A 24,045-nucleotide genomic window follows, 5' to 3' on the forward strand; every position below is an offset into this window, starting at 1 on the left:
ATTGAAGAGTTTAGCCCAGTAAAAACACACGACATTATCTAAAGAATGTCGTAAGTAAAAAGAAAATATAGAATAGAAGAATTTACATGTTATATCCGAAATTACGAGAAGAAAACTCTGGGTGAGAGATTTTTGGGAAACATTTGAATCAAGAAATAATTGGAAGTTGCAACGAAAAATTTCGCATCCTTGTTCCAGAACAGATACGTTAAGCCTGGGGTCGGGATTCAGAAGTAATTCAAAAGACGTTTTGCAAATTTACTAATCAAAACTTAATAGAAAAAGAGCGATTCATATAGGAAATATATGAATCGCTCTTTTAGTATTTGGAGGTGAAAAATGAATTAACTAAGAACGTTTAAACAGTGGCTCGTGGAAGATGGAAAAAGTCCGAAAAAACTAAAGTCTTACTACTCCCTCTCCCATTCCTTCCCACAGTCAGGACATTGCCATCTGATTACACGATCTTGCTCCATACTAGAAATCCCGATTTTTCTGGAAAAGTGGGTTGAATTGCCATAATGGTGTTGCATTTCTATAGGAATAGAATCAGCTTGTAAATCAGCACCACAGTAAGGGCAGTACTCTTTGCTATCGTTTATTTTTTTTCTCATATTTTTCTCCTTGTAATTCGTTGTTTAACTTCTTTGGGAGATTTATTTAATTATTATTGTCTGATTTTCACTCAATCTTGTTTCTGTACGTCATCTAATTCAGAATTTGAAGAATACTATCCGACTATGTCCGTCATAATACATCCACTAAGCGGGTTCGAGAGGTCAACATGCCTAAACAGCCAATTCATTAAATACGGTTCGATGCTAAATTCCTCAACTGAAACCTTACCTTCAATAAATAGTATCGCAAATTCGGCGGTTAAGGTAATTTGGAGACTATGCTCCTTAACTGTCATTCCCGTTACCCAATGTTGATATTTCTCTATATCTGTTCCGGAATCTTCAAAGTAAATGGAAATCCGCTCGTTATTGGTTATAGTAACAAGCTTTTTATAGAAGTCTTCAATGTTTTTTTCAAATACTTCTTTCTTCAATTCTCCTTCTATTGCATTATCCCTGAAATTTATTGTGTATTGCTCCATATCAAGTCTTTCATTCAAGTGTTCCTTCCAATTAGATTCATTAAGCGTTTGGTTCGATTTCGCTATGAATTTTTTCACGACACCAAGTGCGTAGAAAGTACCCATTAATATCCCTCGCTTTATGATTGAATGATAAAAAACAAATTGTCCTTTAGTATGGTATAGTGTCCAACTAGTAATAATAATTTGCAAGTTAATTAGTAAGAGATTCTCATTTCTTCTATACGTATAAAAAGACTATATCTGTTGCTGTATTATTTTTCTTGCTGCATTATGAGCGCTTTTAGCAAAATGGTTATAAATTATGTGAGATTATTGAAGTTCCATGTCTTTTTAGCAATACTAGCAAGATACTCGCTTCGTTTTTCAATTTCATCGAACGTCCACCGATCTTCCTTGCAAATATTTTTAGTTAAACAAATAACAGATTGTTCATATTTCTTTTTCTTCTCACTAAATGGATTATTTGAAGCTGTAATATTTAGTTCACTACCAAGTAAAGTTAAATTACCTATTCTATTCACATACAGTGGGTATTCAGATACTCTATCTCCTAATTCATCCTTCCATGTACTTTCTATATTTTTCCCACTCTTTCTTACTGGTTCTCTGGGCATTATATGTTCTATATGAACATCAGTTCGAGAACTTATCACTTTTTCTTTCGTATTATTGGTTAGTTCATTTTCAATCATTTCAAGTATATATTTTGTTTGTGCTGATCTAGCAAAATCACGGCTTAGAAAATTGAGATAAAACTCGGTGTCACTTGGTGTTCTCTTTTTCAAATATTCAATAATGTACTGAACAGGACTTTCTTCTTTAAAAGATTCCATTGCTAAATGATTATAGATTCTATCAATATCCCTAGTGGAAATACTACAAATACTTCTTCTTAGTGTGAACACTTCAATAGCTTCGAGAATTTTAATTAAGTATTCTTTTGGTAAATTTTCTGCCATGCATTTTAGAAGAAGTGGATAACACGTAGTAGCCTCTATTCGGACAATAGTATTTAAAAGATCATCAACTACTTTTATTCCTAACATTGCATTATATAGTTTTACATACAGTTCAGATTTCAGCCAAATATCTTCAACTAAGCCTAAAATGTTATCTGAATTGTCAATCATTTTTTGGTATTTCGAATATAACTTTGGTATCGGAACAATCCCATATTCAATCGAAAACAAGTAATGTCTAAAAAACCTTACCTTGTCATGACGAACAGATTCTATTTCCTTCAGATTAGCAATAATACTATCCCATACCTCAATGCACTCTTCTAACATAGCTTCATTATTTGAAATCCTGCTCAGTAGATAGTTCTTTATTAAATCTACGGAGGTAAGTGACAAGCCACGGTTATTAAGACTCTCAAATAATCTAAAGGCGTCATAATATGAATCTGTAACCATTAAGACTATATCGAGCGAATCCAACAATTTTGTATAAATTTTTTGCCATTGAAAGTTACTATCTTGAAGTTTTTCCTTAAAGAAATAATATGCCTGAACAATCTTCTCTGTCTTAATCTCATCTTTTTTAATTCGTTTTTCAATTAACCTTCTAAAAACTTTATTATCTTTCCTGCCTAAAATTAATTTTGATTCTACATCATCAATAGTTGAACTTTTTAAAAAATAGTTGTTTATATATATTGCCCTATCTTTATCAAATTCTTCTGCTAAATCACGTATAGCAGTTAGAAAAATCAAGATTGTTGTTATCCGTTGTTGACCATCAACCACCTCAAAGTGGCTAAACCCATTACGACGTTTTTGACTGATTGTTATTACAAATCCCAGAAAATGAGTTTCATCATTTTCTAGTCTTAATAAATCTTCCCACAAGTCATTCCATTGATCTTTTCCCCAATCATATTGTCTTTGATAAAGAGGAATTTGATAAACTTCATTAACACTGCCAAGCAGTTTTCCTATACTTAGTCTTTTTGTATCTATAGACATTATTTCACCTCATTCGGCTGGGCCGTTATTTCAGTAGCAACAGTTATTCTCATATTTGCAACAAATTAAACAAAAATATTGCAAATACGCAATATATAGTTTTAATATTTTCTTTTTTGATATGCTACTTCTACAAACACTAATAACTGATAACTAGCAAGGTTACTTTAATATTAAATGAGGTTAGAATATGAGGAATTTAGGTCATATATTACAAAGTATAAGGAAAGACAAAGGGTTGACTCTCACTCAGCTTGAATTTTTTTCGGGAATCAATAAATCCACGATAAGCCGAATTGAAAGTAATGATAGCTCCCCGACAATTGAAACATTGTTAAAGATTTGTAATGCATTAGAAATATCAATGATTAATCTATTTGATAAAGAGGAACTCCCTCTTGATATGTTAAATCTTATATATACTGCTAAAAAATTGTCTCCAAAACAGCGACGAAAAGTTACTGAATTATTGGAATCATTTTTATCTAAAGACTAGACATTTTCAAATAAAGTTATAAACGGTCATCCAAAATTTTTGTTTACATATTTTGGATGATCATTTTTAAATTTAAAACATAAATATTTCAACATTATTTAATATCAAATTTAAGCAGATTCCCTTGAAGAACATGGGTTGCAAGTCAAACCATGTTTCTAATTGAATTAAAATTGCAGGTTGGTACAAGAAGGAGTTGTAGCTTATGTTGTCGAAGTGAAGATGCAGATTAGTATTAAAAACAAAAACAGAAAACTAGATAGTTGTGTTTAACCTAACTGGAAGAAAGTGGTGAATTATTATATGATTGTTCAAAATTCTATTTTTAACAAACCTTACGACCTTATAGATAATGCTCCAAAAGTTATTGCATGGGATGATTACGAAAGAAATTTACTTAAAGATTATGAGATCCTATTAAAAGAACATGGAGACGAGGAAGATGTTTTTCAAGAGTTTTTTGAAAAAAACCCTTCACTATTACCAGGAGCTTTTGGAATTTATGGAGAATCTGGTCATGCTCCATATAATAATGCATTAATTACTCAACCATTACTCCAAGGTTTAACAACTAAAATACCTGACTTTTTGTGGATTGCTTCAGATAGTGGAACAATTTATCCAATTTTTATAGAGATAGAAAAACCTAATAAAAAATGGTTTAGAAATGATGGACGACCAACAGCAGAATTTACTCAAGCTCAAAATCAACTTAGTGATTGGAAAATGTGGTATTCAAATCCAAATCACCAAAGTCTTTTTTATCAGTATTATGACATAGATGGAGAAATAGCGAGGGGGGAAGCAGTTAAACCACAATTTGTTTTAATTTTTGGGTCTAGAAGTGAATTTAGTGGGAAACCTGATTTAAATCAAAAAAGATCGCAATTAGTGCGAGAAAATGAAATATATATGACCTTTGATAGATTAACACCTAATATCAAAGCAAGAAATACCATTACTTGTAAAGTGAGAAATAGGAATTATGTTGCTAAATTTGTTCCACAAACATTTAGATTAGGACCTGTATTTGCTGAGGAATTAAGTAAAATAGATAATAATGAAGAAGCTATTAATAATTCTCAAATAGATGATATACGGAAAGAATTTCTTATTTCAAGACTTAAATATTGGGTGGATTTCGGCAAAAGACAACCAAAAGGGTTGAGAAATTCAGGAGATTGGGAATAAACCTTTTGTGATTCGAAGTAAGGTGCGATTATTAAAAATTAGCCTAACAAAAAAACAGCAGTTTCCAAGTATATTGGAGCTGCTGATTTTTATTTTTATCGGGTTATAGGTTTAGTGATTGTAAATCGCATTTTCTTGACGCTACTCCTAAAGAAAAAAATCAATCTGTAATGTTGTCAGCTAAAGCTTATGCACTAAAAAAGGGGGGGGGGTTATTTGCAATCTATATCTAAGCAATATAATTAATGGTACATTGCTTTTATAATTTATTTACAAATTGGTTATAATAATAAGGTTGCAAACAACATATAAGCGGAGTATTATATAAGTAAATTATTATATGCTAATAGTGAAATCATATAAGGAGGTGTTCTTAAATGGATTTATCTACGGTTGAAATTGAAAAAGCAGCAACAATATTGAAGTTGTTAGGTGACAAAACAAGACTAACCATGCTCAAAATGTTAGACACGAATGATTATTGTGTTTGTGAATTTGTTGGAATATTTAAAGTAAGTCAGCCTGCTATTAGTCAGCACGTAAGGAAATTAAAAGATGCTGGATTGGTACGTGAAACAAGAAGAGGTCAATGGATTATCTATTCATTGAACAAGGAAAGTGATGTTATTCCATTTGTCCAGAGCTTGATTCGTCACCTTCCCAATCAAGATTTTAAACTACAAGAATTAGAAGAACAGGGATTACGTATCTCATGTGAATAATGGAGGTTAGTATTTTGTCACCAGTTATTTTAGCATCATTGATTTTCTTAGTAACGCTTGTCTTTGTAATATGGCAACCAAAAGGGTTGAATATCGGTTGGTCTGCTTGTGGTGGAGCAATTATAGCGTTATTAGTAGGGGTTGTAGACTTTGGTGATGTCGTAGAAGTTGTAGACATTACTTGGAACGCCACTTTGTCCTTTATTGCAATTATACTTATTTCCTTAATTTTAGATGAGATTGGCTTATTTGAATGGTCTGCATTACATATGGCAAAGGCCGCTAAAAGCAATGGGATTAAGATGTTTATTTATGTAAGTGTGTTAGGTGCTATTGTTGCTGCCTTTTTTGCCAATGATGGTGCTGCGTTAATATTAACACCAATTGTTTTGGCTATGGTTCGGAACTTGAACTTCAATGAAAAAATGATTTTCCCATTCATTATGGCGAGTGGTTTTATAGCAGATACAACTTCGCTACCATTCGTGGTTAGTAACCTAGTTAACATTGTATCAGCTGATTTCTTTAATATTGGTTTCGTGGAATATGCTTCTAGAATGATTATTCCTAACATATTTTCTCTGATTGCAACAATCAGCGTATTATTATTTTATTTTAGAAAAAGCATTCCAAGAACATATGACTTATCAAAACTTAGAGAACCAAAAGAAGCTATTAAAGATATAAAAATGTTTCATCTTTCATGGTATGTACTTGCTGTATTAGTTATCGGTTACTTTAGTAGCGAGTTCATCCAGGTTCCTGTTTCCATTGTAGCTGGATTAATAGCGATATTCTTTATTATCATGGCAAGAAGAAGTAGTGCTGTTGATACAAGAACAGTTATTAAAGGAGCTCCCTGGAATATTGTGTTTTTCTCTATAGGTATGTATGTTGTCGTTTACGGACTAGGGAATGCAGGACTAACAAGCGTTTTAGCTGGAGTTATAGAAGTAGCGGCAGAACAAGGACTATTCGTAGCTACGATGTCGATGGGCTTCATTGCAGCCTTCCTTTCATCCCTAATGAATAACATGCCAACCGTGATGATCGATGCATTAGCGATTGCAGAAACGAATACTTCTGGTACAATTCGCGAAGCACTTATTTTTGCTAACGTGATTGGATCCGACTTAGGACCAAAAATCACACCGATTGGCTCACTTGCAACACTAGTATGGCTTCATGTGTTATCTCAAAAAGGCGTAAAAATTTCATGGGGTACTTATTTTAAAACAGGTATTGTCTTAACAGTACCTATTCTATTTATTACATTATTAGGTCTATATATTTCCTTATCGTTTTTCTAATATGTGCAATCAATTAATGTAACTCAAAAAACTAATACTTTTTATAAAGTTGAAACCAAAGGAGATTTCTTACTATGTCAAAAAAAACACTTTACTTTTTATGTACAGGAAATTCATGCAGAAGCCAAATGGCAGAAGGTTGGGGGAAAAAATATTTAGGTGATGAGTGGGAAGTTCTAAGTGCTGGTATTGAAGCACATGGCTTAAACCCGAATGCTGTTAAAGCAATGAATGAGATTGGAATCGATATTTCTAATCAGACTTCAGATATCATTGATATGGAAACGTTAAATAATGCGGAGTTTGTAGTTACTCTTTGCGGTGATGCTGCAGATAAATGTCCAATGACACCACCACACGTGAAACGTGATCACTGGGGCTTTGACGATCCTGCTAAAGCAGAGGGAACTGATGAAGAGAAGTGGGCTACCTTCCAACGAGTTCGGGATCAAGTTGGAGAAAGAATCAAGCGTTTTGCTGAGACAGGCGAATGATTTCCATTACCAAGAGAATATTCTCTTGGTTCTCTTTTAACTGAGATATAAGTATATGCTTATTTGATACTATATAGGGAGGTTTTTAGGTATGAAAAAAGTAGAAATTTTTGATCCAGCGATGTGTTGTTCGACTGGGGTATGTGGACCAAGTGTTGACCCAGAATTAACGAGAGTAGCTTCGGCTTTGTATTCACTCGAAAAAAAAGGCTTTAATATTACCCGATACCAATTAACAAACAACCCGGATAAGTTTGTTGAAAATGGCGCGGTTAACAATGCGTTACATGAAAAGGGAACAGATGCTTTGCCAGTAGTTTTAGTAGATGGTGAAATTGTAAAACTAGGAAGTTATCCAACAAACGATGAACTTGCAGAATGGTTTAATGTAGGTTTGGAAGAACTAAAAGAAAAGCCTAAAGGTCGACTTTCTATTAATTTAAATTCACTTTAAAACGGAAAGAAGAGATAATCATGTTTCAAGATTTTCAGCCAAAGAATGTAATTAATACTCCATTTTTGTTTTTGACAGGAAAAGGGGGAGTAGGAAAAACTTCCACAGCTTGTGCGACTGCTATTTCATTAGCAGATAAGGGGAAAAAAGTCTTGTTAATCAGTACCGATCCTGCCTCCAATCTACAAGATGTATTTGGTATCGAACTAACTAACTCACCAAAAGAAGTTCCAAATGTTGATAATCTGTATGCATGTAACTTAGACCCAGAGGCTTCAGCAAAAGCCTATCGGGAAAAGGTTGTGGGACCGTATCGAGGAAAACTTCCTGAATCTGTAGTCATCACAATGGAAGAACAATTATCAGGTGCGTGTACTGTGGAAATAGCCGCATTTGATGAGTTTACAAGCTTGCTGACAAACAATGATGTGGTAAGTCAGTATGATAATGTTATTTTTGATACTGCACCAACTGGGCATACTTTACGACTTTTACAACTTCCAACGGCATGGAATGGGTTCCTAGAGGAAAGTACGCATGGAGCATCATGTTTAGGTCCATTATCAGGATTAGCTGGTAAAAAAGATCTCTATTCTAAAGCAGTAGAGGTTTTAGCCGACGCTACTAAAACTACATTAATTTTAGTTACAAGACCAGACGTTTCTTCTCTGTTAGAAGCTGATCGCGCCTCAATAGAACTAAAAGATATAGGGATAAAAAATCAAATTGTTATTGTGAACGGACTTCTTCGTGAGTATCTAAAAGAGGATGAGGTTTCATCTGCATTTTATCAACGACAAAGAAATGCTTTAAAACAGATGCCCCAAAATTTGAAGCAGTCTGTAATATATTCTTTACCTTTTGTTTCATATTCCTTGACGGGTGTAGAAAATCTTCGTTATCTATTCAAAATGTACACATCATCAACAGCTATATCTAACAACCAACCTGAATTTAGTAACCAGTCTAAATTGAAGGATATTATAGCTGACTTTTCTTCCTCAGATACAAAGTTAATCTTTACTATGGGTAAAGGCGGGGTCGGAAAAACAACTGTCGCATCAGCAATTGCAGTTGGTTTAGTTGAAAAGGGACATCGTGTCCATTTAACAACTACAGACCCTGCTGCACATCTTAATTATCAATTTCAAAGTAAATTAATGAACCAAAATTTAAGTATCAGTAGTATTGATCCAAAACAAGAAGTAGAAAAATATAAAGCAGATATATTATCTAAAGCAAGTAATAATTTGGATGAAGACGGCATTGCGTACCTACAAGAAGATCTAAATTCACCTTGTACGGAGGAAATCGCAGTATTCCGTGCATTTGCTGAAGTAGTGGCTAAAACGGATGATGAAATCGTAGTCATCGATACAGCACCAACAGGTCATACTTTACTATTGTTAGATGCAGCTCAGTCCTACAGTAAAGAAATAGAGAAGTCTACAGGTGAAGTACCACAAAGCGTGCAAAATCTACTTCCTTTACTTCGAGATCCAAAAGTAACAGAGGTAGTTATCGTAACATTGGCTGAAGCAACACCAGTTTTAGAAGCCTCTCGACTACAAGAAGATCTAAGACGAGCAAAAATAAGCCCTAAATGGTGGGTTATTAATCAAAGTTTATATGCTACCAATACAAAAGATCCAGTATTAAGTGCAAAAGCAGTGGGTGAGTTGGAATGGATTCATGAAGTAAATGAAAATAAAGCATCAAACTGTGCCATTATTCCGTGGCTACATGAAGAAAAAGTTGGATATGACAAACTAAAAGATTATATTAACTAATTGGTGGGTGTATGTAATGACAAAAAAGAATTATCAAGAATTGATTAAAGACCGCATTTATCTTGGCGGTGCCGATGATGTAGTTAATGTACTCGGAAATGAAAAAGTAGATACAGTATTTGATTTAAGAGCGGAATCGCCAAACGTAAGCTTTAATGAGATTAGTGTACACTGTCCAATCATTGATGATGCAGACCAGCAAGACACTTCTATAAAGAACTCAATTGAACAGGTAGTAGATGCATATAATAAAGGGAAAAATATTTACTTTCACTGCCAGGGTGGAAGTAACCGTACCGGAACAGTGGCGATTGGAACGTTACTTACATTAGGAAAAGCAAACACAATTGAAGAAGCAGAAAAAATTGCTAAAACAGTACGACCGAAAATTAGTGTAAAACCAGAAATGAAAGAAGCTTTGAAAAGAATCTTTCCCAATGCATAAAAAATTTTAGGAGGAATAATTAAATGAATATTACTGATGGAGCGAAAAAACTACTAGAAAACGTTATAAGTGAAAAAGGTGTTGAGGGAATTCGCCTTTTTACTAATGCTGGTTGCTGCGGACCTCAATTTGCATTGTCTTTAGATTCACCACTAGAATCGGATACTATTCAAACTATCAATGGCATTAAGTTAGCAATTGATTCGCAGGTTACTTCTACAGAGGGTCTGACTCTTGATATCGAAGAAAATAACGAAGGTGCTGGACTGGTTCTTATAGGTGGTAGTAGCTGCTGTTAATGAGAATTAACTAACGGTGTTTCAAGCTAAATAATAAGATAGGAATGCCGTTGGTTTGGAAATAAAGATTGATTAACACAACAACAAATGCTAATTATAATAAAAAATTATAGCTCCTATTTTGAACAAAGGATGATCAAAAGGGGGGCTATTTTTCATGTCTATTTTAGTTTTGCTAATTTCCAATTTAAATTAGATTTTGTTATAAAATATAAGAAAATGAGATGGAATAGGCGGTGAATATCGTGGGAGATCATAGTGAAAAACCTAGAGGAAGAAAATTTGAGTGGATTGATAAATGGGTGAAGATGACTGGTGAACGAGCTAAAATAGATGCCAAGGCAAATAACACATATATTATTTATAAAACCGAAAATGGAACGGTAAGGGAGTATCCAGACGGGACCATTGTTCCGCATGACCGAAGACTTAAAGGTGAAGATATATGAAAGAACAACCTAAGAGGGGTAGGGGCTGACTCGCATTATGTTGTGAAAAAAATATTGCATTATCTTGAACATTGAATGTGAAAGGCATGTTGCCAATTTTGGCAAACATAAAAAACATCAAAACAGGTTGTATAGGTGTTTAAGTACTTGTTTTCTTATGAAACACACAATAAGAATCCATTTAAGATATCGAGATGGATTCTTATATTGTAGTTCTTTACAAATTTATTGGGGTGGAGAAGACAATTTAAAAATCTTCTTCTAATCCGATAATATTACTTCTTCTCTCTAATAAAACATTATCTATCCATTTCCCATTTAATTTCCCTATTTTTTCTCTAAACCCTACTACTCTAAAACCATTTTTCTTGTGCAAATAAATACTACTATTATTTTCAGAAAAAATTGAAGCCTGTAAAGTCCAAAATCCTTGCACTTCCGATATAGTAATCAAACTTTTTAAGAGTATATTGCCGACTCCGTTCCCTTGTGCTTTGGGATGGACATAGATACTAACTTCACCAACACCTGTATAAGCCAAACGTTCTGATATCGGTGTAATTTTGCACCAACCTAATATTTTATTTTCGTCATGTGCAATTAGAGTACATTTAGAATGGGCTTTTAAAATCCATTGTTCATATGTGGAGGCTGCTTGAGTTTCAAATGTAGCAATACCCGTGGAAATCCCTGCTTCATAAATATATTTAATTTCATCCCAATCACCTTTTTTAGCATTTCTAATCATTAAATTCACGTTTGATTCCTCCATGTAAAAAATAAAAAGTATTTAATGAAATTTTAAAGTTAATTGTTGCATATTGCAAGTAATTGGTGTATATATTATATAAGAGGTGAAATCATGGAAAACAAACGCGAACTATTTCAAGTACTTACTCGTAGGTTTGGACTTCTTAATAAAAATTGTTGTTCAGTTGGAACCGTGGATATTTCATCGGTACAAAGTCATATTCTTTATGAAATAGATAAACAAACGACACCATCCATGCAACAAATTGCAGAAGCGATAGCAATGGATATAACGACTTTTAGCCGTCAAATCCAGACACTCATTAAAATGGAATTAGTAAAGAAAACACCTTCCTCAGCAGACAAAAGGGTATATATTCTTTCCCTTACAGTGCAAGGTAAGTTTGTCGCAACAACTATTGACGAATCGATGAATGCTTACTTAGAGGAAGTATTCTCTCATATGAACGAATTTGAGAAAGAAACAGTTATTCGTTCTATCAAATTACTTAATCAAGCCATGTCCAAATCCAGCGTTTGCTGTACACCTTTACTTTAAGCAAGTTAAATCTTGTTTAAAAAAATATACATTACTTGCAAAATGCAATTAATAAGGAAGTTTAAATAAAATACTATGGAGGTAAGAGGATGAATAATATTGAACTAAGACAAGTAAACACTGGTGGATGCTGCGACCCTGCTGCAAAAATTAATGTAGATATTACAACTTCTACACACAAGGAATTACCAATAGTGGTTATAGGTGCTGGTCCTGTAGGCTTAGCAGCGGCTGCCCATCTAGCCGATAAAAGGGAACGTTTTATACTAATAGAGTCAGGTGATAGTGTTGGGAGTAATATTCTAAGCTGGGGACATGTGCGGTTATTCTCACCGTGGCAATACAATATCGATAAGATTGCAAAAAAAACTCTAGAAAATCACGGATGGAATGCACCTATTTTAGATCACCTTCCATTAGGAGGTGAATTAGTTAACGAGTATTTAAAGCCTTTAGCAAATTTGCCTGAAATAGAACCTTATCTATTACTGAATACAAAAGTTGTTTCGATTAGTAAAAAAGGGTTTGATAAAATGAAGACTGCTAATCGTGAAAAATCCTCCTTTGTTATTTACCTTGAACAAAATGGTATGTCTAAAAGAATAGAAGCAAGAGCAGTTATAGATGCTACAGGAACTTGGTCACAACCAAATCCAATAAATGCAGATAGTATTTGGACTAGTGAAGAAAGAGAATTAAAACAGCACATTTATTACGGCATACCTGATATTAAGGGGGAGCATAAAGAAAGATACAAAGGCAAACGAGTTGCTGTTGTAGGTGGCGGTCATTCTGCGATTAACACAATTTTAGAATTATCACAGTTAAATGATGAAGTAGAAATTATATGGATAATGCGAAAGAAAAGCGTAGAAGATGCTTACGGTGGAGAAGATAAAGACGCTCTTCAAGCAAGGGGGGAGTTGGGAAGTCGTATACATCAATTAGTTGATGCTGGTCAAGTAAAAGTCTATACTCCTTTTCTTATTCATCAATTAACTAACACAAACGATGGAATCGGAATTACCGGGGAATCAAAAGGCAGGGAAGTAACACTTTCTCACATTGATGAAGTCATTGCGAATACAGGCAGCCGTCCAGACTTCTCATTTATTAGAGAGATCAGACTAAGTATAGATACTGCTACAGAAAGTGTGGAAGCTCTTTCTCCATTAATTGATCCAAACCTACACAGTTGCGGTACTGTTCGACCTCATGGGGAAGAGGTATTAAGACAGCCCGAAAAAGATTTTTATATAGCTGGGATGAAAAGTTATGGTCGATCTCCAACGTTCTTAATGGCCACGGGTTATGAACAGATTAGATCTATTATTGCTCATCTGACGGGTGATTACGAGTCAGCAAGAAAGGTAGAACTTGATCTACCTGAAACTGGTGTATGTAGTGTTATATTGACACCACAAAACTCTACACAATCATGTTGTGGAACGGAAGTATCTAAATGTCAGAGGTGAAGCTAAGTGATTGTAAATAATGGTGCTAATTTATCTAAAGAATACTTTATTTCCTACCTAAAACTGGTCAGAGAAGCCAGATCTTTCTCTCTAGAACAAGCACAAAACTATATGGTTAACTACTTTTTTAAAAATAATAATGATGTTTACGGAAAAGACAGTTACTGCAATTTTTTGCAGGCAATAGAAATATTAAAGTAGAAAGAGTTCTCAGCTATTGTAAAGATTAATTGGCCACTTAATTCATGTGATAGTAACAACACCGCTCATAATCATGTAGAACGGTGTTGTTTGTGTTTAGATATTCGAGAATATTGTTCTCGGCTAACTCTAGCGGACCATTTTATATTCTACATAAATTAACTATCTTTTTATAGCTATGGGTATGAACCTACGAGTTCAATAAATAAAATAATTTGTATCTAGAAAAAGTATTAGTAGATATGTCAAAGTAAAAAGGATTTGTCATTAATTATTTTGTGATACTATTTATATAAATAAAAATTTTCTATTGTTTAAACATAAATTTAAGTGAGGGATAAGTATGAATGTAGTTAGATCTGACATAAGTTTAAAATTTCAAACTAAAAATAATGAGATTTTTTTCCGATATAATAAGATGCAATTTTTAGAGAAACACCTACTAAAAACGCAATAGTTAAACGCGTATAGGATTGATATTAGTATCTATTATAAGCAACCAATATAAATTTAAAGATACATTACTAAGATGTAGTAGTCATATCAATGGTTCATTGTGGTATCCAATATAGGTAACTAACTGAACAAAATATTAAAAATCTGAAAAATATTACTGGTAACCATTAGTAGATACTATTAATCGTATCTATAATTCCGTATTTTTATTGATTTTTTTATGAGGTTTATGAATTAGATGACAAAAGTAAATTTGGAAAAGTACAAATCAAAATCGGAATAATTTAAAAGAAATTTAACTGTGATAGAATGTGGTGGATATCCTGCTCACAAAGGTCCGACAAGCAATATTATTGCACTAGATAATCACTTGTTCTTTCATTTATTTTCACCTTTAAGTTCTTGGTCATTCGGAACAATGGTTCCATCTGGATATTCTCTTACCCATCCATTTTTAGTATTATAAATAATATATGTGTTATTTGCCTTGGCATCTATTTTAGCTCGTTCACCAGTCATCTTCACCCATTTATCAATCCACTCAAATTTTCTTCCTCTAGATTTTTCACTATTGTTTACTACGATATTCACCGCCTATTCCATCTCATTTTCTTATATTTTATAACAAAAGGTAATTAAAATGGGAACATAAGCAAAGTCGATATTTGGAGAACGTTATGAATATGAAAAAATTGATTACTGGGTTCCTTTGATGAAATATTTTTTATCACAATCGGATACTATAGAAATCCATTGTTGGAATGAAGAGGAAGTGGTTGACGAGGAAACAAAATCTATGCTTAAAGGCTCATTTGAAACAATTGTGGAAAACAATCTCACTATTTTCAAGGGAAATTAAGCACTAGATGTTGTAAATCATTTATTATCTAACAATGTAGATATAGAGGGGAAGATAAAATGGCTTTCAATTTTTTTGAGTAAAAATGCCAACAGTATTTTTAATTCCGAACATTGGGGTATGGAATTTTTTGCACCCAATATTAAAGAAAAAGATATAGCATTCATTAAATCGGTAATGCCAAATGAAACGAACTTTAATCAATTTAAATAGCGAGATTACTACTTCTTTCTTCAACTAACGTGTGCTTGTGCGGCCGAGCCTAGGTCGTATCATATAGCGGGTGGGATTCCCGTCGAGAAAGAACTAGCCATTCACTCGTAGCGAGTCTTGGAGGGCTAATGGTAACATTCGCCTTTAAGCGTAGACAGTTAGGTGGCGGGCCGAAAGCCAACTGGTTGAAGGGATTGAGCTCCATAATGTTAGTAAATCGAGAGGGCTGATGCCTTAAGCACAGCAGAAAGCTATATTTTATCCATCGTTAAAGGCAAGAAGGATAAAACCTCTCTGGAGTCAGAGACCTTGGCACGTCACACATCGATATGATACGGCAACTCGGGAGGCCCTACCGGTCTTTTCTTCTTATAGAAGAGTATGGTGTACAAGCGATAATAAGCGAGGAAACCAAATGCCGTGTAGGGAGTCGGATAGCAGCGTAGTACCAATGAAGTTGGGTAATGCCGATGGAGGAAAGGCTGCTACCAAATGATCACTCTCACTAGGGACACATTTACTACACACAGCGGTAGAAAAAAATAATAAATGTAAACTAAACTATTGAGGATAGCAGAATCACCATTTTGTGAAGGATAATTTGGAGGAGCCGTGTGCGTAAATAGCGCAAGCACGGTTCTGTGAGGGGGGTGGAACACAATATACCGTAAGGTAGAGAGGTTCCCTTCTACTCGACTAGTTTAATATGAATATTACAAAAAGGACCTATTTCTGGTTCTTTTTTTGTTGACTAATATTAATATTTATTAATCAGTCCTTTCATAAATGCATTTTGAAACCCATATAAAATTAAAACAAAGAAAAACTCATAAGGGTGGTTTAGTGTCTTATATATGGGTCATGGGCTATTTGTATACTGCAATTGGATTTAGTATAGGAGGGGGTATAGCTTGGGGTATTAAAGGTTTTCAGAAAAAAATTGATTTTATTTACAGTGTTTGTGGGTTACAGCCCCTGTGGGTATAGGAGCTTACTTCGGCAGTACATTAGACATTGGTCATCCTCTTGTTTGGTCGTTTTCGATAAGTCTGGCTATAGGTACAATTTATATGGTTATAGTGAAGGAAGTAATATTGGGAGCTATTAAAGATACTTCACAAGTGCTTTTAATAGCTATTATCAGCTTTAGTTGTATTGGTTTCTATTTTTGGCTTTTATAATTTTCTTGGTGTTTTCGTAGAATAATAATCCTAAAAAAACTATCAAATTAAAGAATAGGAAATTTTTTTAGCAAACATTCAAATGAATGTTTGACCATTTGAATAAAGGTGAATATAATAAATATAACAATCAAATAAACGTTTGAATGAAATGGAATTGTGTTTTTTTATTATTCATTCAAATAAACGTTTGACCGTTAAAATAAAAATGTATAATATAATTTATACAACAATCAAACTACCATTTGAATATAATGGAGAATTATTATTAATAAGGATGTATGTGAAGTTACCTGTGTTGATGAAGAAAACTGGTTTGAGTTCAAAATCATGCGGAAGTGGAGTGGTGATTTATGGAATTAAATAAGTTAGAGTTTTATTTGATGAATAATCCTTTGAGATATTGGTTACAAAGGAATGTTGAATTTAAAACCTTTAAAGAGTTTTTAGATAAGCATAATTTTTCTTTAGAAGGAAAAGTGGTATTAGATGCTGGTTGCGGTTCAGGATATAGTACAAAGTTAATACAAGAATTTTCACCAGCTGAGCTAGTAGGATTTGATTTAATGCCCTCGCAAATTGAAAAGGCAAAAATAAAAAATTCTGAATTGGATTTTTTTGTTGGTAATGTATTAGAAATGCCATTTGATTCTAAAAAGTTTGACGCTGTTTTTGTCTTTGGGATTCTACATCATATTCCTAAATGGAAAGATGCTATTAGAGAACTCTATCGTGTATTAAAGCCTGGTGGAGTACTATTGATAGAAGATTTAAATAAGGATGCATCTCAATTCTTTGTAACTTATATGAAATTAGATCATCCCCCAGAAGCCTATTTTACTTGGGAAGAGTTTACTAATCATCTTGAGGAAACAGGGTTCAATATTTTAGAGCAAAAAAGGATTATTTCTAATGGAGTAAGATCTTTCCTTTGCATTAAAAGTTAAAGTAAATATTATAAACAACTATTCATGGAATAGAAATAGAAAATTTTTTATTTATCACTCAAATAAACGTTTGATCGTTTGAATAAAGGTGAATATAATATATATAACAATCAAATAAACATTTGAATATAAGGGGAGAATGAATTTGAGTAAAGACGTATGTGAAGTAACTTGTATAGATGAAGGAAAAGTGAATAGTGTCCAAAAACAGCTTTCAGGTCAAAACCATTTGGAAGTAGCCAGGATTTTTAAGGCATTATCAGATGATACTAGGATTAAAATTGCATATGCTTTGTCCTTAGAAGAACTATGTGTGTGTGATGTGGCAAATATTGTTGGATCTACCACTGCAACAGCATCGCATCATTTAAGATTATTAAAAAATCTTGGTTTAGCAAAATATCGTAAAGAAGGAAAGCTAGTGTTTTATTCATTGGATGATGAACATGTAAAGCAACTAATAAAATTAGCGTATGAACATCAGAGGGAGGTTGTTGGAGTTGAGTGAAAATACAAAAACTTTGGAAGAAAAAAGTGTTTATCGTGTTGAGGGTTTTTCATGTGCAAACTGCGCAGGAAAGTTTGAAAGAAACGTTAAGGAACTTCCTGGAGTTCAAGATGCAAAAGTAAACTTCGGTGCATCTAAAATCTCTGTTTACGGAGAAGTAACTGTTGAGGAACTTGAAAAGGCTGGTGCTTTTGAAAATCTAAAAGTAGCCTCTGAAAAACCAAAACGTCAACAGCAATTGTCAACAATACCTATGCCAACTAATGGAGATACTGTTTATCGAGTAGAAGGTTTTTCATGTGCAAACTGTGCAGGAAAATTTGAACGTAATGTAAAAGAAATACCTGGTGTTCAAGACGCAAAAGTAAATTTTGGAGCATCTAAAATCTCTGTCACTGGAGAGGCTTCAATTGAAGAATTAGAAAAGGCTGGTGCTTTTGAAAACCTAAAAGTATCTGTAAATACACCTAGTTACGCATCTACAACTTCTGAAAAGGGTAAAGCACCGACAGAAAAGAAAGTTCCATTCTACAAAAGGCATAGCACTTTGTTGTACGCTGTACTATTCATCGTATTTGGATATCTGTCTCAATTCGTAAATGGTGAGGATAACCTCATCACTTCCTTATTATTTGTTGCTTCCATTGTGATTGGTGGTTTCTCTTTATTCAAGGTAGGTTTCCAAAATTTAACTCGCTTTGACTTCGATATGAAGACTTTGATGACTGTGGCGGTTATTGGTGCAGCAATAATAGGCGAGTGGGCTGAAGCATCTGTAGTTGTAATTCTCTTTGCCATTAGTGAAGCACTTGAACGTTACTCGATGGATAAAGCAAGACAATCTATCCGTTCGTTGATGGATATTGCTCCAAAAGAAGCACTTGTAAGAAGAAATGGCCAAGAAATAATGATTCATGTTGAAGACATTGCAATTGGTGACATTATGATTGTCAAACCCGGACAAAAGATTGCAATGGATGGAATGGTTGTTTCTGGTTATTCAGCCGTAAATCAAGCAGCTATCACAGGAGAATCAGTCCCTGTAGCCAAGACTATCGATGATGAAGTATTTGCAGGGACATTAAATGAAGAGGGCTTACTTGAGGTCAAGATTACCAAACTTGTAGAAGACACAACGATATCTAAAATTATTCACCTTGTAGAAGAAGCGCAGGGTGAACGTGCGCCAGCTCAAGCTTTTGTTGATAAATTTGCCAAATATTATACACCAATTATTATGGTAATTGCAGCCCTAGTTGCTGTAGTACCTCCATTATTCTTTGATGGTGGTTGGGAAACTTGGGTTTATCAAGGTTTATCTGTTCTTGTTGTTGGTTGTCCTTGTGCATTAGTAATTTCCACTCCTATTTCGATTGTTTCTGCCATAGGGAATGCAGCCAAAAAAGGGGTGCTTATTAAAGGTGGTATTTATCTAGAAGAAATGGGTGCGTTAAAAGCTATTGCATTTGATAAAACGGGTACATTAACAAAAGGTGTTCCAGTTGTTACAGATTTTAATGTATTAAATAATAAAACAGATGAAAAAGAATTACTATCGATTGTTACGGCATTAGAATATCGCTCACAACACCCCCTTGCATCAGCGATAATGAAAAAAGCAGAAGAGGTTAATATCACCTATTCCAATGTCGTGGTAGAGGACTTCTCTTCCATTACTGGCAAAGGGATCACGGGTAAAGTCAATGGAACTTCCTATTATATTGGAAGCCCAAAACTTTTTAAGGAATTAACTATTTCAAAATTTGATAAGAACTTAGAGGAAACCGTTACAATACTCCAAAATCAAGGCAAAACAGCTATGGTAATTGGAACAGAGAAAGAGATTCTTGGAATCATTGCAGTTGCAGATGAAGTTCGTGAATCAAGTAAAGAGGTGATTCAAAAGTTACATCAACTTGGAATCAAAAAAACAATTATGCTTACAGGTGATAACAAAGGTACTGCGAATGCAATCGGCAGTCATGTTGGAGTATCTGAAATTCAAGCAGAGTTAATGCCACAGGATAAGTTGGATTATATAAAACAATTGAGATCCGAATATGGCAACGTAGCAATGATAGGTGATGGTGTTAATGATGCTCCGGCACTAGCTGCATCCACTGTTGGGATTGCAATGGGTGGTGCTGGTACAGATACAGCATTGGAAACAGCTGATGTAGCACTTATGGGTGATGATTTAAGAAAGCTTCCTTTTACGGTGAAACTTAGCCGTAAAACACTAAATATTATTAAAGCTAACATTTTCTTTGCTATTGCGATTAAGGTTATTGCCTTACTCTTGGTTATTCCGGGTTGGTTAACACTTTGGATAGCAATACTTTCTGATATGGGGGCAACAATCCTAGTTGCATTAAATAGTTTACGTTTGATGCGAGTGAAAGAATAAAAGGAAGGGCTTTCCTTATGAATAGGAAAGCCCTGTTTTTATACTTGAAGGATTTCAAAATAATTTTCTTCCTTAATCAAACGAGATAATTCTTTCCTCGGTTTGCTTTTACAGATACATATTAACATTCAAATTAACCAAAGGAGATGTAACAAATGGCTATAATTATAATTTCAGCGATTGGAGCGTTTATCGTAACAAATATTGATGATATTTTTGTGTTAATGCTACTTTTCTCCCAAGCAAAGACGCAAGGTAAAAAGAATAAAGACAGTATTATAGAGAATTCAATCTTTCCGAAGGATATAGTTATTGGACAATATGTAGGCTTTATTCTGTTAGTAGCAATTAGTCTTTTGGGAACTTTTGGTGTTACATTAATTCCAGAGAAATGGGTCGGAATTCTGGGGCTAATACCAATCTATTTAGGAGTTAAGTTATTTATCAAAGGAGAAGATGAAGATGAAGGGTCTATCATCTCTAGTTTAAACTCAGGTAGATTTAATAAAATCTTTCTGAGTGTAGCTTTTATTACATTTGCTAATGGTGGAGACAATATTGGAATTTATGTGCCTTACTTTTCTACTCTAAATACAAGCGAACTGATAAGCACGGTTATTGTCTTTTTAGTAATGGTGGCTATCTGGTGCTTTATTGGATATAGATTGGCTGCGTTCAAATATGTATCTGAGACATTAGAGAAGTATGGGAGATGGATTATCCCTCTTGTCTTTATTGGTCTAGGTATATATATCATGTTAGAGAATGAAACACTAACTACACTTTGGAACCTGTTTAATTAAGATTGTTAATCTATCTAAAAACCTTTTTGACTTCCCAGGGTAGTGGAATAAATACAGACAATATTTCGTCAATATTATAGTCAAATGAATGTTTGAATGAAATGTTATTACTGCTATAATTTAAGGGGAACAATTTCAGGAGGAACAGCAATGAAAAAGATATGTATTTTACTCTTACTACTATTATTCACATTCACACCATCAGCTTCAGCACATACCGGTCTTGAGAGTTCTGTTCCTCAAGATGGAGAAGTTATTACAGAAAATATATCAACCTTGTCTCTTACTTTTAATACAACTATTGAAGACACCAGTACATTTAAAATTACTAGAGAAAGTGGCCAGGAAATATCATTAGCTGAACACATTGTCAAAGAGAAAGAAATGATTGGAACCTTGAGTTCTCCCCTGCAAGAAGGGACGTACATAGTTACATGGAAAATTATTGGAGAAGATGGACATCCAATTAAAAAATCGTATTCATTTAGTGTAGTTACTTCAACAGAGAGTGGTCCGGGACTTTCCGAACCCCCTGTTGTAACTGAAAAGAATAAAAGTACTGGTAGCTCTAATCAAGACATTATTTATCAAAATCAAACTTCCAATTCGAACGCCATTATGATCATTAGTGTTGTGTTATTAATGGTAATTGCATTAGGAACAACTTTTTGGTTATTAAAGAGAGGGAAAAATTAATGCTTTGGATTTACTTTTCGGAAACGCTTTTATATCTATGTTTTTCTCTTTTAATGGGATCCTTCATTATCGCTTTGATACCTATAAATAATAAACCTTCCATAAGAGTCAGTAAGAGGTGGTTACAATTTTCTATACTTGGAATTGTAGTTTTATCGCTTTTTCCCATTATACGACTTGTCCTTTTTCTATATGAGGATATTGGATTAAGTTTAACTATCCAAAATGTTATCGCCGGTTTCGAAGTAGGTCAGGCATGGACATTTACGCTTTTCCTTGCTTTTATTTTTTACCTATATGTATCCATATTTTCAGTATTTAATAATAAAAAGCACATTCTAGTATCTATTTCGTTTACACTAGGCCTAATTTTATCACTGGGCTGGGCAAGTCATTCTGCATCCTTAACAGAGTGGAGTGGGTTTATCGCACATACCATTCATTTTCTGGCAGTGACCATTTGGCTTGGAATATTATTTGTTGTCAGTTGGTTCTCTAAAAACCATCTTAACTGGACAGCGTTTTTGAACTGGTTTACACCAGTTGCTATCATGTGTTTAGTGGTCATAACGGGTACTGGACTATTCCTAATGACTTTGGTTCAAGATTTTAATGAGTATGCAAATTCATGGCTCTTACCTTATGGACAAGCATTACTCATCAAACACTTAATAATTATTCCTATAATCGTTTTTGCCTTTATTAACGGAGTTTGGATGAGAAAAAGAATTAGATTGGATCCTAAAATAAATCCTCTTCCTTGGGTTAAAGCTGAAAGTGGATTACTTTTATTAATATTCGCAGCAACCGCCGTTCTAGGTCAGCAGGAACCACCCCATAGTGTTGAATCAACCGTATCTGGTGGTGGTTTATCAAGCATTTTTGGAGCTTTGCATAACGGAGTTATTACTAAACCAATCAATGCTAGCTTTGATATCAACTTAATTGGATCATTATTTTTTATACTAACTCTTGTTTTTTTAATACTTACAGTTACCGTGTTCGTTAAGAAAGCACCTTCTGTAGTGGCATTTATAATGAGTGTCTTATGTATAGTATCTCTATACTTAGGGCTTATGGATAGTGTGGGCTTTTAACAATAAATCAAAAAGGAAGTGTTAATTATGAATAAATCAAATATGAAATTTACAGTAATTTTAACTATTGTTGCAATTGCCTTACTAGCAATCATCACAATATTCATCAGCAATCAAACACCGGATGAGTCAGAAGTACAAAGAGAAGAAGTTGATTTAACTGGACAACCGATACTTGGACAAGAAAATGCACCAGTGACCGTTGTTGAATTCGGGGATTTTAAATGTCCTTCATGTAAAGCGTGGGGAGAAACGGTTTATCCTCAGCTAGTCCAAGATTACATTTTTTCAGGAGATGTTAAATTTTCTTATGTGAATGTCTTGTTCCATGGAAAAGAGTCTGTATTAGGGTCTATGGCAGCTGAATCAGTATATAAACAGGACCCAGATGTTTACTGGGATTTCCACAAATCCTTGTTCGATGCTCAACCAACAGAAAATCATGATGCGTCATGGATTACAACTGAAAAAGTGCTAGAAATTGCAAAAGCAACACCTTCCATCAATCAAGAGCAATTGAAACAAGATGTTGAACAAGAGTTAACTGCAGAACAAGTGAATATTGATAAAGACTTGTTCACCAAACATAACGTTTCTCAAACGCCTACTATTAACATCAATGGAATTACAATGGAGGATCCATTCGATTATGAAGCGATAAAAGAAGTTATTGATCGTGAGCTTGAGGCTTCTAAAAATGAGTAAATCCCCTAACAAAATTGAAAAAAAAGTCTGGGTACTATACTTTGCGTGGCTCGTATCTGTTGTAGCTACGTTAGGAAGTCTTTATTTTAGTGAAATAAAAGGTTTTATACCTTGTGATCTTTGTTGGTTCCAAAGAATTTTCATGTACCCACTAGTCGTTATTTTAGGTATCGGAACTTTTCAAAGTGATATTTCCGTGAAGAAATTTGTATTACCTCTGTCTATAGTTGGGGGTTTGATCTCTTTATTCCATTACCTTGAGCAAAAGGTTCCAGGGTTCGGTGGAATAAGACCTTGCGTAAGTGGAGTCCCTTGCAGCGCGGAATATATCAACTGGTTCGGTTTTGTAACAATACCTTTCTTAGCTTTAACTGCTTTTACTTTAATAAGTATTAGCATGACTTACTTGTTCTTAAAAAAATCAAAATAATTACTAGTATGAAATTTTTTCAAACAAACCTTATAAACT

The 24,045-nt window shown here is 34.0% G+C and carries 27 protein-coding genes; 22 read left to right on the forward strand and 5 right to left on the reverse strand.

All coding sequences use genetic code 11. The annotated features are described in order from the left end of the window. Positions 1-410 precede the first annotated feature (410 nt). The 3 genes from MKY60_RS06665 to MKY60_RS06675 form a co-directional block, all read right to left on the reverse strand. The gene (locus tag MKY60_RS06665) at positions 411-614 is read right to left on the reverse strand and encodes a hypothetical protein (protein ID WP_340929150.1); all 204 of its coding nucleotides are present in this window, start codon (positions 612-614) and stop codon (positions 411-413) included. Between the two features lie 116 nt (positions 615-730). Next, the gene (locus MKY60_RS06670) at positions 731-1,204 is read right to left on the reverse strand and encodes a hypothetical protein (RefSeq protein WP_340929152.1); all 474 of its coding nucleotides are present in this window, start codon (positions 1,202-1,204) and stop codon (positions 731-733) included. A 197-nt stretch (positions 1,205-1,401) separates the two neighbouring features. Next, positions 1,402-3,069 (reverse strand): DUF262 domain-containing protein, encoded by a 1,668-nt coding sequence (locus MKY60_RS06675; protein ID WP_340929154.1) that lies wholly within the window; start codon positions 3,067-3,069, stop codon positions 1,402-1,404. Between the two features lie 190 nt (positions 3,070-3,259). Here MKY60_RS06675 and MKY60_RS06680 point away from each other — a divergent pair, with 190 nt between their 5' ends. The 10 genes from MKY60_RS06680 (at position 3,260) to MKY60_RS06725 (ending at position 10,719) form a co-directional block, all read left to right on the forward strand. Next, complete coding sequence (locus MKY60_RS06680) at positions 3,260-3,565, forward strand: helix-turn-helix domain-containing protein (protein ID WP_340929156.1); 306 nt, start codon at positions 3,260-3,262, stop codon at positions 3,563-3,565. 303 nt (positions 3,566-3,868) lie between these two features. Next, the gene (locus MKY60_RS06685) at positions 3,869-4,756 is read left to right on the forward strand and encodes a Shedu anti-phage system protein SduA domain-containing protein (protein WP_340929158.1); all 888 of its coding nucleotides are present in this window, start codon (positions 3,869-3,871) and stop codon (positions 4,754-4,756) included. Between the two features lie 377 nt (positions 4,757-5,133). Beyond that, on the forward strand, positions 5,134-5,478 hold the full coding sequence (locus MKY60_RS06690; RefSeq protein WP_340929160.1) for an ArsR/SmtB family transcription factor: 345 nt from the start codon (positions 5,134-5,136) through the stop codon (positions 5,476-5,478). After that, on the forward strand, positions 5,478-6,788 hold the full coding sequence (locus MKY60_RS06695) for an arsenic transporter (RefSeq protein ID WP_445677983.1): 1,311 nt from the start codon (positions 5,478-5,480) through the stop codon (positions 6,786-6,788). The genes MKY60_RS06690 and MKY60_RS06695 overlap by 1 nt, the downstream gene beginning before the upstream one ends. Positions 6,789-6,862: 74 nt before the next feature. Next, positions 6,863-7,282, forward strand: a complete 420-nt coding sequence (arsC, locus tag MKY60_RS06700) for an arsenate reductase (thioredoxin) (protein ID WP_340929164.1) — start codon at positions 6,863-6,865, stop codon at positions 7,280-7,282. 91 nt (positions 7,283-7,373) lie between these two features. Continuing rightward, positions 7,374-7,736 carry an arsenite efflux transporter metallochaperone ArsD gene (gene arsD / locus MKY60_RS06705; RefSeq protein ID WP_340929165.1) on the forward strand — a complete coding sequence of 121 codons (363 nt, stop codon included), beginning with the start codon at positions 7,374-7,376 and terminating at the stop codon, positions 7,734-7,736. A gap of 20 nt (positions 7,737-7,756) precedes the next feature. After that, a complete protein-coding gene (gene arsA / locus MKY60_RS06710) occupies positions 7,757-9,526 on the forward strand; it encodes an arsenical pump-driving ATPase (protein WP_340929167.1) in 1,770 nt (589 codons plus the stop codon). 16 nt (positions 9,527-9,542) lie between these two features. After that, on the forward strand, positions 9,543-9,971 hold the full coding sequence (locus MKY60_RS06715) for a protein-tyrosine phosphatase family protein (protein ID WP_340929170.1): 429 nt from the start codon (positions 9,543-9,545) through the stop codon (positions 9,969-9,971). Between the two features lie 23 nt (positions 9,972-9,994). Then, positions 9,995-10,270: an iron-sulfur cluster biosynthesis family protein gene (locus MKY60_RS06720; protein WP_340929172.1), complete on the forward strand. Its 276-nt coding sequence runs from the start codon at positions 9,995-9,997 to the stop codon at positions 10,268-10,270. A 245-nt stretch (positions 10,271-10,515) separates the two neighbouring features. Continuing rightward, entirely contained in the window at positions 10,516-10,719 is a 204-nt protein-coding gene (locus MKY60_RS06725; RefSeq protein WP_340929174.1) for a hypothetical protein, read from the forward strand. Between the two features lie 247 nt (positions 10,720-10,966). Here the strand turns inward: MKY60_RS06725 and MKY60_RS06730 are convergent, their stop codons facing one another. Continuing rightward, positions 10,967-11,467, reverse strand: coding sequence for a GNAT family N-acetyltransferase (locus tag MKY60_RS06730; protein ID WP_340931071.1), 501 nt, complete (start codon positions 11,465-11,467; stop codon positions 10,967-10,969). A 114-nt stretch (positions 11,468-11,581) separates the two neighbouring features. Between MKY60_RS06730 and MKY60_RS06735 the strand changes: the two genes are divergently transcribed. From MKY60_RS06735 to MKY60_RS06745, 3 genes are all read left to right on the forward strand, one after another. Further along, the gene (locus MKY60_RS06735; protein WP_340929175.1) at positions 11,582-12,028 is read left to right on the forward strand and encodes a MarR family winged helix-turn-helix transcriptional regulator; all 447 of its coding nucleotides are present in this window, start codon (positions 11,582-11,584) and stop codon (positions 12,026-12,028) included. A gap of 89 nt (positions 12,029-12,117) precedes the next feature. Beyond that, positions 12,118-13,503 carry an NAD(P)-binding domain-containing protein gene (locus MKY60_RS06740; RefSeq protein WP_340929177.1) on the forward strand — a complete coding sequence of 462 codons (1,386 nt, stop codon included), beginning with the start codon at positions 12,118-12,120 and terminating at the stop codon, positions 13,501-13,503. 6 nt (positions 13,504-13,509) lie between these two features. Then, positions 13,510-13,704, forward strand: a complete 195-nt coding sequence (locus MKY60_RS06745) for a hypothetical protein (RefSeq protein ID WP_340929179.1) — start codon at positions 13,510-13,512, stop codon at positions 13,702-13,704. A gap of 834 nt (positions 13,705-14,538) precedes the next feature. On the opposite strand, the gene MKY60_RS06750 is transcribed toward MKY60_RS06745, so the two are convergent. Further along, complete coding sequence (locus MKY60_RS06750) at positions 14,539-14,751, reverse strand: hypothetical protein (protein WP_340879616.1); 213 nt, start codon at positions 14,749-14,751, stop codon at positions 14,539-14,541. Between the two features lie 121 nt (positions 14,752-14,872). On the opposite strand from MKY60_RS06750, the gene MKY60_RS06755 reads away from it, so the two are divergent. From MKY60_RS06755 to MKY60_RS06795, 9 genes are all read left to right on the forward strand, one after another. Beyond that, positions 14,873-15,019: a hypothetical protein gene (locus MKY60_RS06755; protein WP_340929182.1), complete on the forward strand. Its 147-nt coding sequence runs from the start codon at positions 14,873-14,875 to the stop codon at positions 15,017-15,019. Positions 15,020-16,766: 1,747 nt separating this feature from the next. Further along, positions 16,767-17,360 carry a class I SAM-dependent methyltransferase gene (locus tag MKY60_RS06760; protein ID WP_340929184.1) on the forward strand — a complete coding sequence of 198 codons (594 nt, stop codon included), beginning with the start codon at positions 16,767-16,769 and terminating at the stop codon, positions 17,358-17,360. Positions 17,361-17,505: 145 nt separating this feature from the next. Then, positions 17,506-17,868, forward strand: a complete 363-nt coding sequence (locus tag MKY60_RS06765) for an ArsR/SmtB family transcription factor (RefSeq protein WP_340929185.1) — start codon at positions 17,506-17,508, stop codon at positions 17,866-17,868. Continuing rightward, positions 17,834-20,275, forward strand: a complete 2,442-nt coding sequence (locus tag MKY60_RS06770; protein ID WP_445677984.1) for a heavy metal translocating P-type ATPase — start codon at positions 17,834-17,836, stop codon at positions 20,273-20,275. The genes MKY60_RS06765 and MKY60_RS06770 overlap by 35 nt, the downstream gene beginning before the upstream one ends. Before the next feature lie 155 nt (positions 20,276-20,430). Further along, positions 20,431-21,078 carry a CadD family cadmium resistance transporter gene (locus tag MKY60_RS06775; protein WP_340929190.1) on the forward strand — a complete coding sequence of 216 codons (648 nt, stop codon included), beginning with the start codon at positions 20,431-20,433 and terminating at the stop codon, positions 21,076-21,078. A 150-nt stretch (positions 21,079-21,228) separates the two neighbouring features. Continuing rightward, positions 21,229-21,774 carry a copper resistance CopC family protein gene (locus tag MKY60_RS06780; RefSeq protein WP_340929192.1) on the forward strand — a complete coding sequence of 182 codons (546 nt, stop codon included), beginning with the start codon at positions 21,229-21,231 and terminating at the stop codon, positions 21,772-21,774. Next, positions 21,774-22,871 (forward strand): copper resistance D family protein, encoded by a 1,098-nt coding sequence (locus MKY60_RS06785; protein ID WP_340929194.1) that lies wholly within the window; start codon positions 21,774-21,776, stop codon positions 22,869-22,871. Before MKY60_RS06780 ends, MKY60_RS06785 begins: the two co-directional genes overlap by 1 nt. A gap of 27 nt (positions 22,872-22,898) precedes the next feature. After that, positions 22,899-23,576 (forward strand): DsbA family protein, encoded by a 678-nt coding sequence (locus MKY60_RS06790; RefSeq protein ID WP_340929196.1) that lies wholly within the window; start codon positions 22,899-22,901, stop codon positions 23,574-23,576. Next, on the forward strand, positions 23,569-24,006 hold the full coding sequence (locus MKY60_RS06795; RefSeq protein ID WP_340929199.1) for a disulfide oxidoreductase: 438 nt from the start codon (positions 23,569-23,571) through the stop codon (positions 24,004-24,006). Before MKY60_RS06790 ends, MKY60_RS06795 begins: the two co-directional genes overlap by 8 nt. The last annotated feature ends 39 nt before the right edge of the window (positions 24,007-24,045 follow it).

Source organism: Psychrobacillus sp. FSL K6-1415 (assembly GCF_038003185.1).
In the GTDB taxonomy this organism is placed as follows: Bacteria; Bacillota; Bacilli; order Bacillales_A; family Planococcaceae; genus Psychrobacillus; species Psychrobacillus psychrodurans.

Bases quoted from the DNA above. Each gene is read 5' to 3' on its own strand.
- MKY60_RS06760 (WP_340929184.1), top strand. From the start codon at position 16,767: ATGGAATTAAATAAGTTAGAGTTTTATTTGATGAATAATCCTTTGAGA.
- MKY60_RS06715 (WP_340929170.1), top strand. From the start codon at position 9,543: ATGACAAAAAAGAATTATCAAGAATTGATTAAAGACCGCATTTATCTT.
- MKY60_RS06695 (WP_445677983.1), top strand. From the start codon at position 5,478: ATGGAGGTTAGTATTTTGTCACCAGTTATTTTAGCATCATTGATTTTC.
- MKY60_RS06675 (WP_340929154.1), bottom strand. From the start codon at position 3,069: ATGTCTATAGATACAAAAAGACTAAGTATAGGAAAACTGCTTGGCAGT.
- MKY60_RS06770 (WP_445677984.1), top strand. From the start codon at position 17,834: ATGAACATCAGAGGGAGGTTGTTGGAGTTGAGTGAAAATACAAAAACT.
- MKY60_RS06790 (WP_340929196.1), top strand. From the start codon at position 22,899: ATGAATAAATCAAATATGAAATTTACAGTAATTTTAACTATTGTTGCA.
- MKY60_RS06670 (WP_340929152.1), bottom strand. From the start codon at position 1,204: ATGGGTACTTTCTACGCACTTGGTGTCGTGAAAAAATTCATAGCGAAA.
- MKY60_RS06685 (WP_340929158.1), top strand. From the start codon at position 3,869: ATGATTGTTCAAAATTCTATTTTTAACAAACCTTACGACCTTATAGAT.
- arsA (WP_340929167.1), top strand. From the start codon at position 7,757: ATGTTTCAAGATTTTCAGCCAAAGAATGTAATTAATACTCCATTTTTG.
- MKY60_RS06735 (WP_340929175.1), top strand. From the start codon at position 11,582: ATGGAAAACAAACGCGAACTATTTCAAGTACTTACTCGTAGGTTTGGA.
- MKY60_RS06720 (WP_340929172.1), top strand. From the start codon at position 9,995: ATGAATATTACTGATGGAGCGAAAAAACTACTAGAAAACGTTATAAGT.
- MKY60_RS06680 (WP_340929156.1), top strand. From the start codon at position 3,260: ATGAGGAATTTAGGTCATATATTACAAAGTATAAGGAAAGACAAAGGG.
- MKY60_RS06755 (WP_340929182.1), top strand. From the start codon at position 14,873: ATGAAATATTTTTTATCACAATCGGATACTATAGAAATCCATTGTTGG.
- MKY60_RS06690 (WP_340929160.1), top strand. From the start codon at position 5,134: ATGGATTTATCTACGGTTGAAATTGAAAAAGCAGCAACAATATTGAAG.
- MKY60_RS06795 (WP_340929199.1), top strand. From the start codon at position 23,569: ATGAGTAAATCCCCTAACAAAATTGAAAAAAAAGTCTGGGTACTATAC.
- MKY60_RS06775 (WP_340929190.1), top strand. From the start codon at position 20,431: ATGGCTATAATTATAATTTCAGCGATTGGAGCGTTTATCGTAACAAAT.
- MKY60_RS06665 (WP_340929150.1), bottom strand. From the start codon at position 614: ATGAGAAAAAAAATAAACGATAGCAAAGAGTACTGCCCTTACTGTGGT.
- MKY60_RS06730 (WP_340931071.1), bottom strand. From the start codon at position 11,467: ATGATTAGAAATGCTAAAAAAGGTGATTGGGATGAAATTAAATATATT.
- MKY60_RS06780 (WP_340929192.1), top strand. From the start codon at position 21,229: ATGAAAAAGATATGTATTTTACTCTTACTACTATTATTCACATTCACA.
- MKY60_RS06740 (WP_340929177.1), top strand. From the start codon at position 12,118: ATGAATAATATTGAACTAAGACAAGTAAACACTGGTGGATGCTGCGAC.
- arsD (WP_340929165.1), top strand. From the start codon at position 7,374: ATGAAAAAAGTAGAAATTTTTGATCCAGCGATGTGTTGTTCGACTGGG.
- MKY60_RS06785 (WP_340929194.1), top strand. From the start codon at position 21,774: ATGCTTTGGATTTACTTTTCGGAAACGCTTTTATATCTATGTTTTTCT.
- arsC (WP_340929164.1), top strand. From the start codon at position 6,863: ATGTCAAAAAAAACACTTTACTTTTTATGTACAGGAAATTCATGCAGA.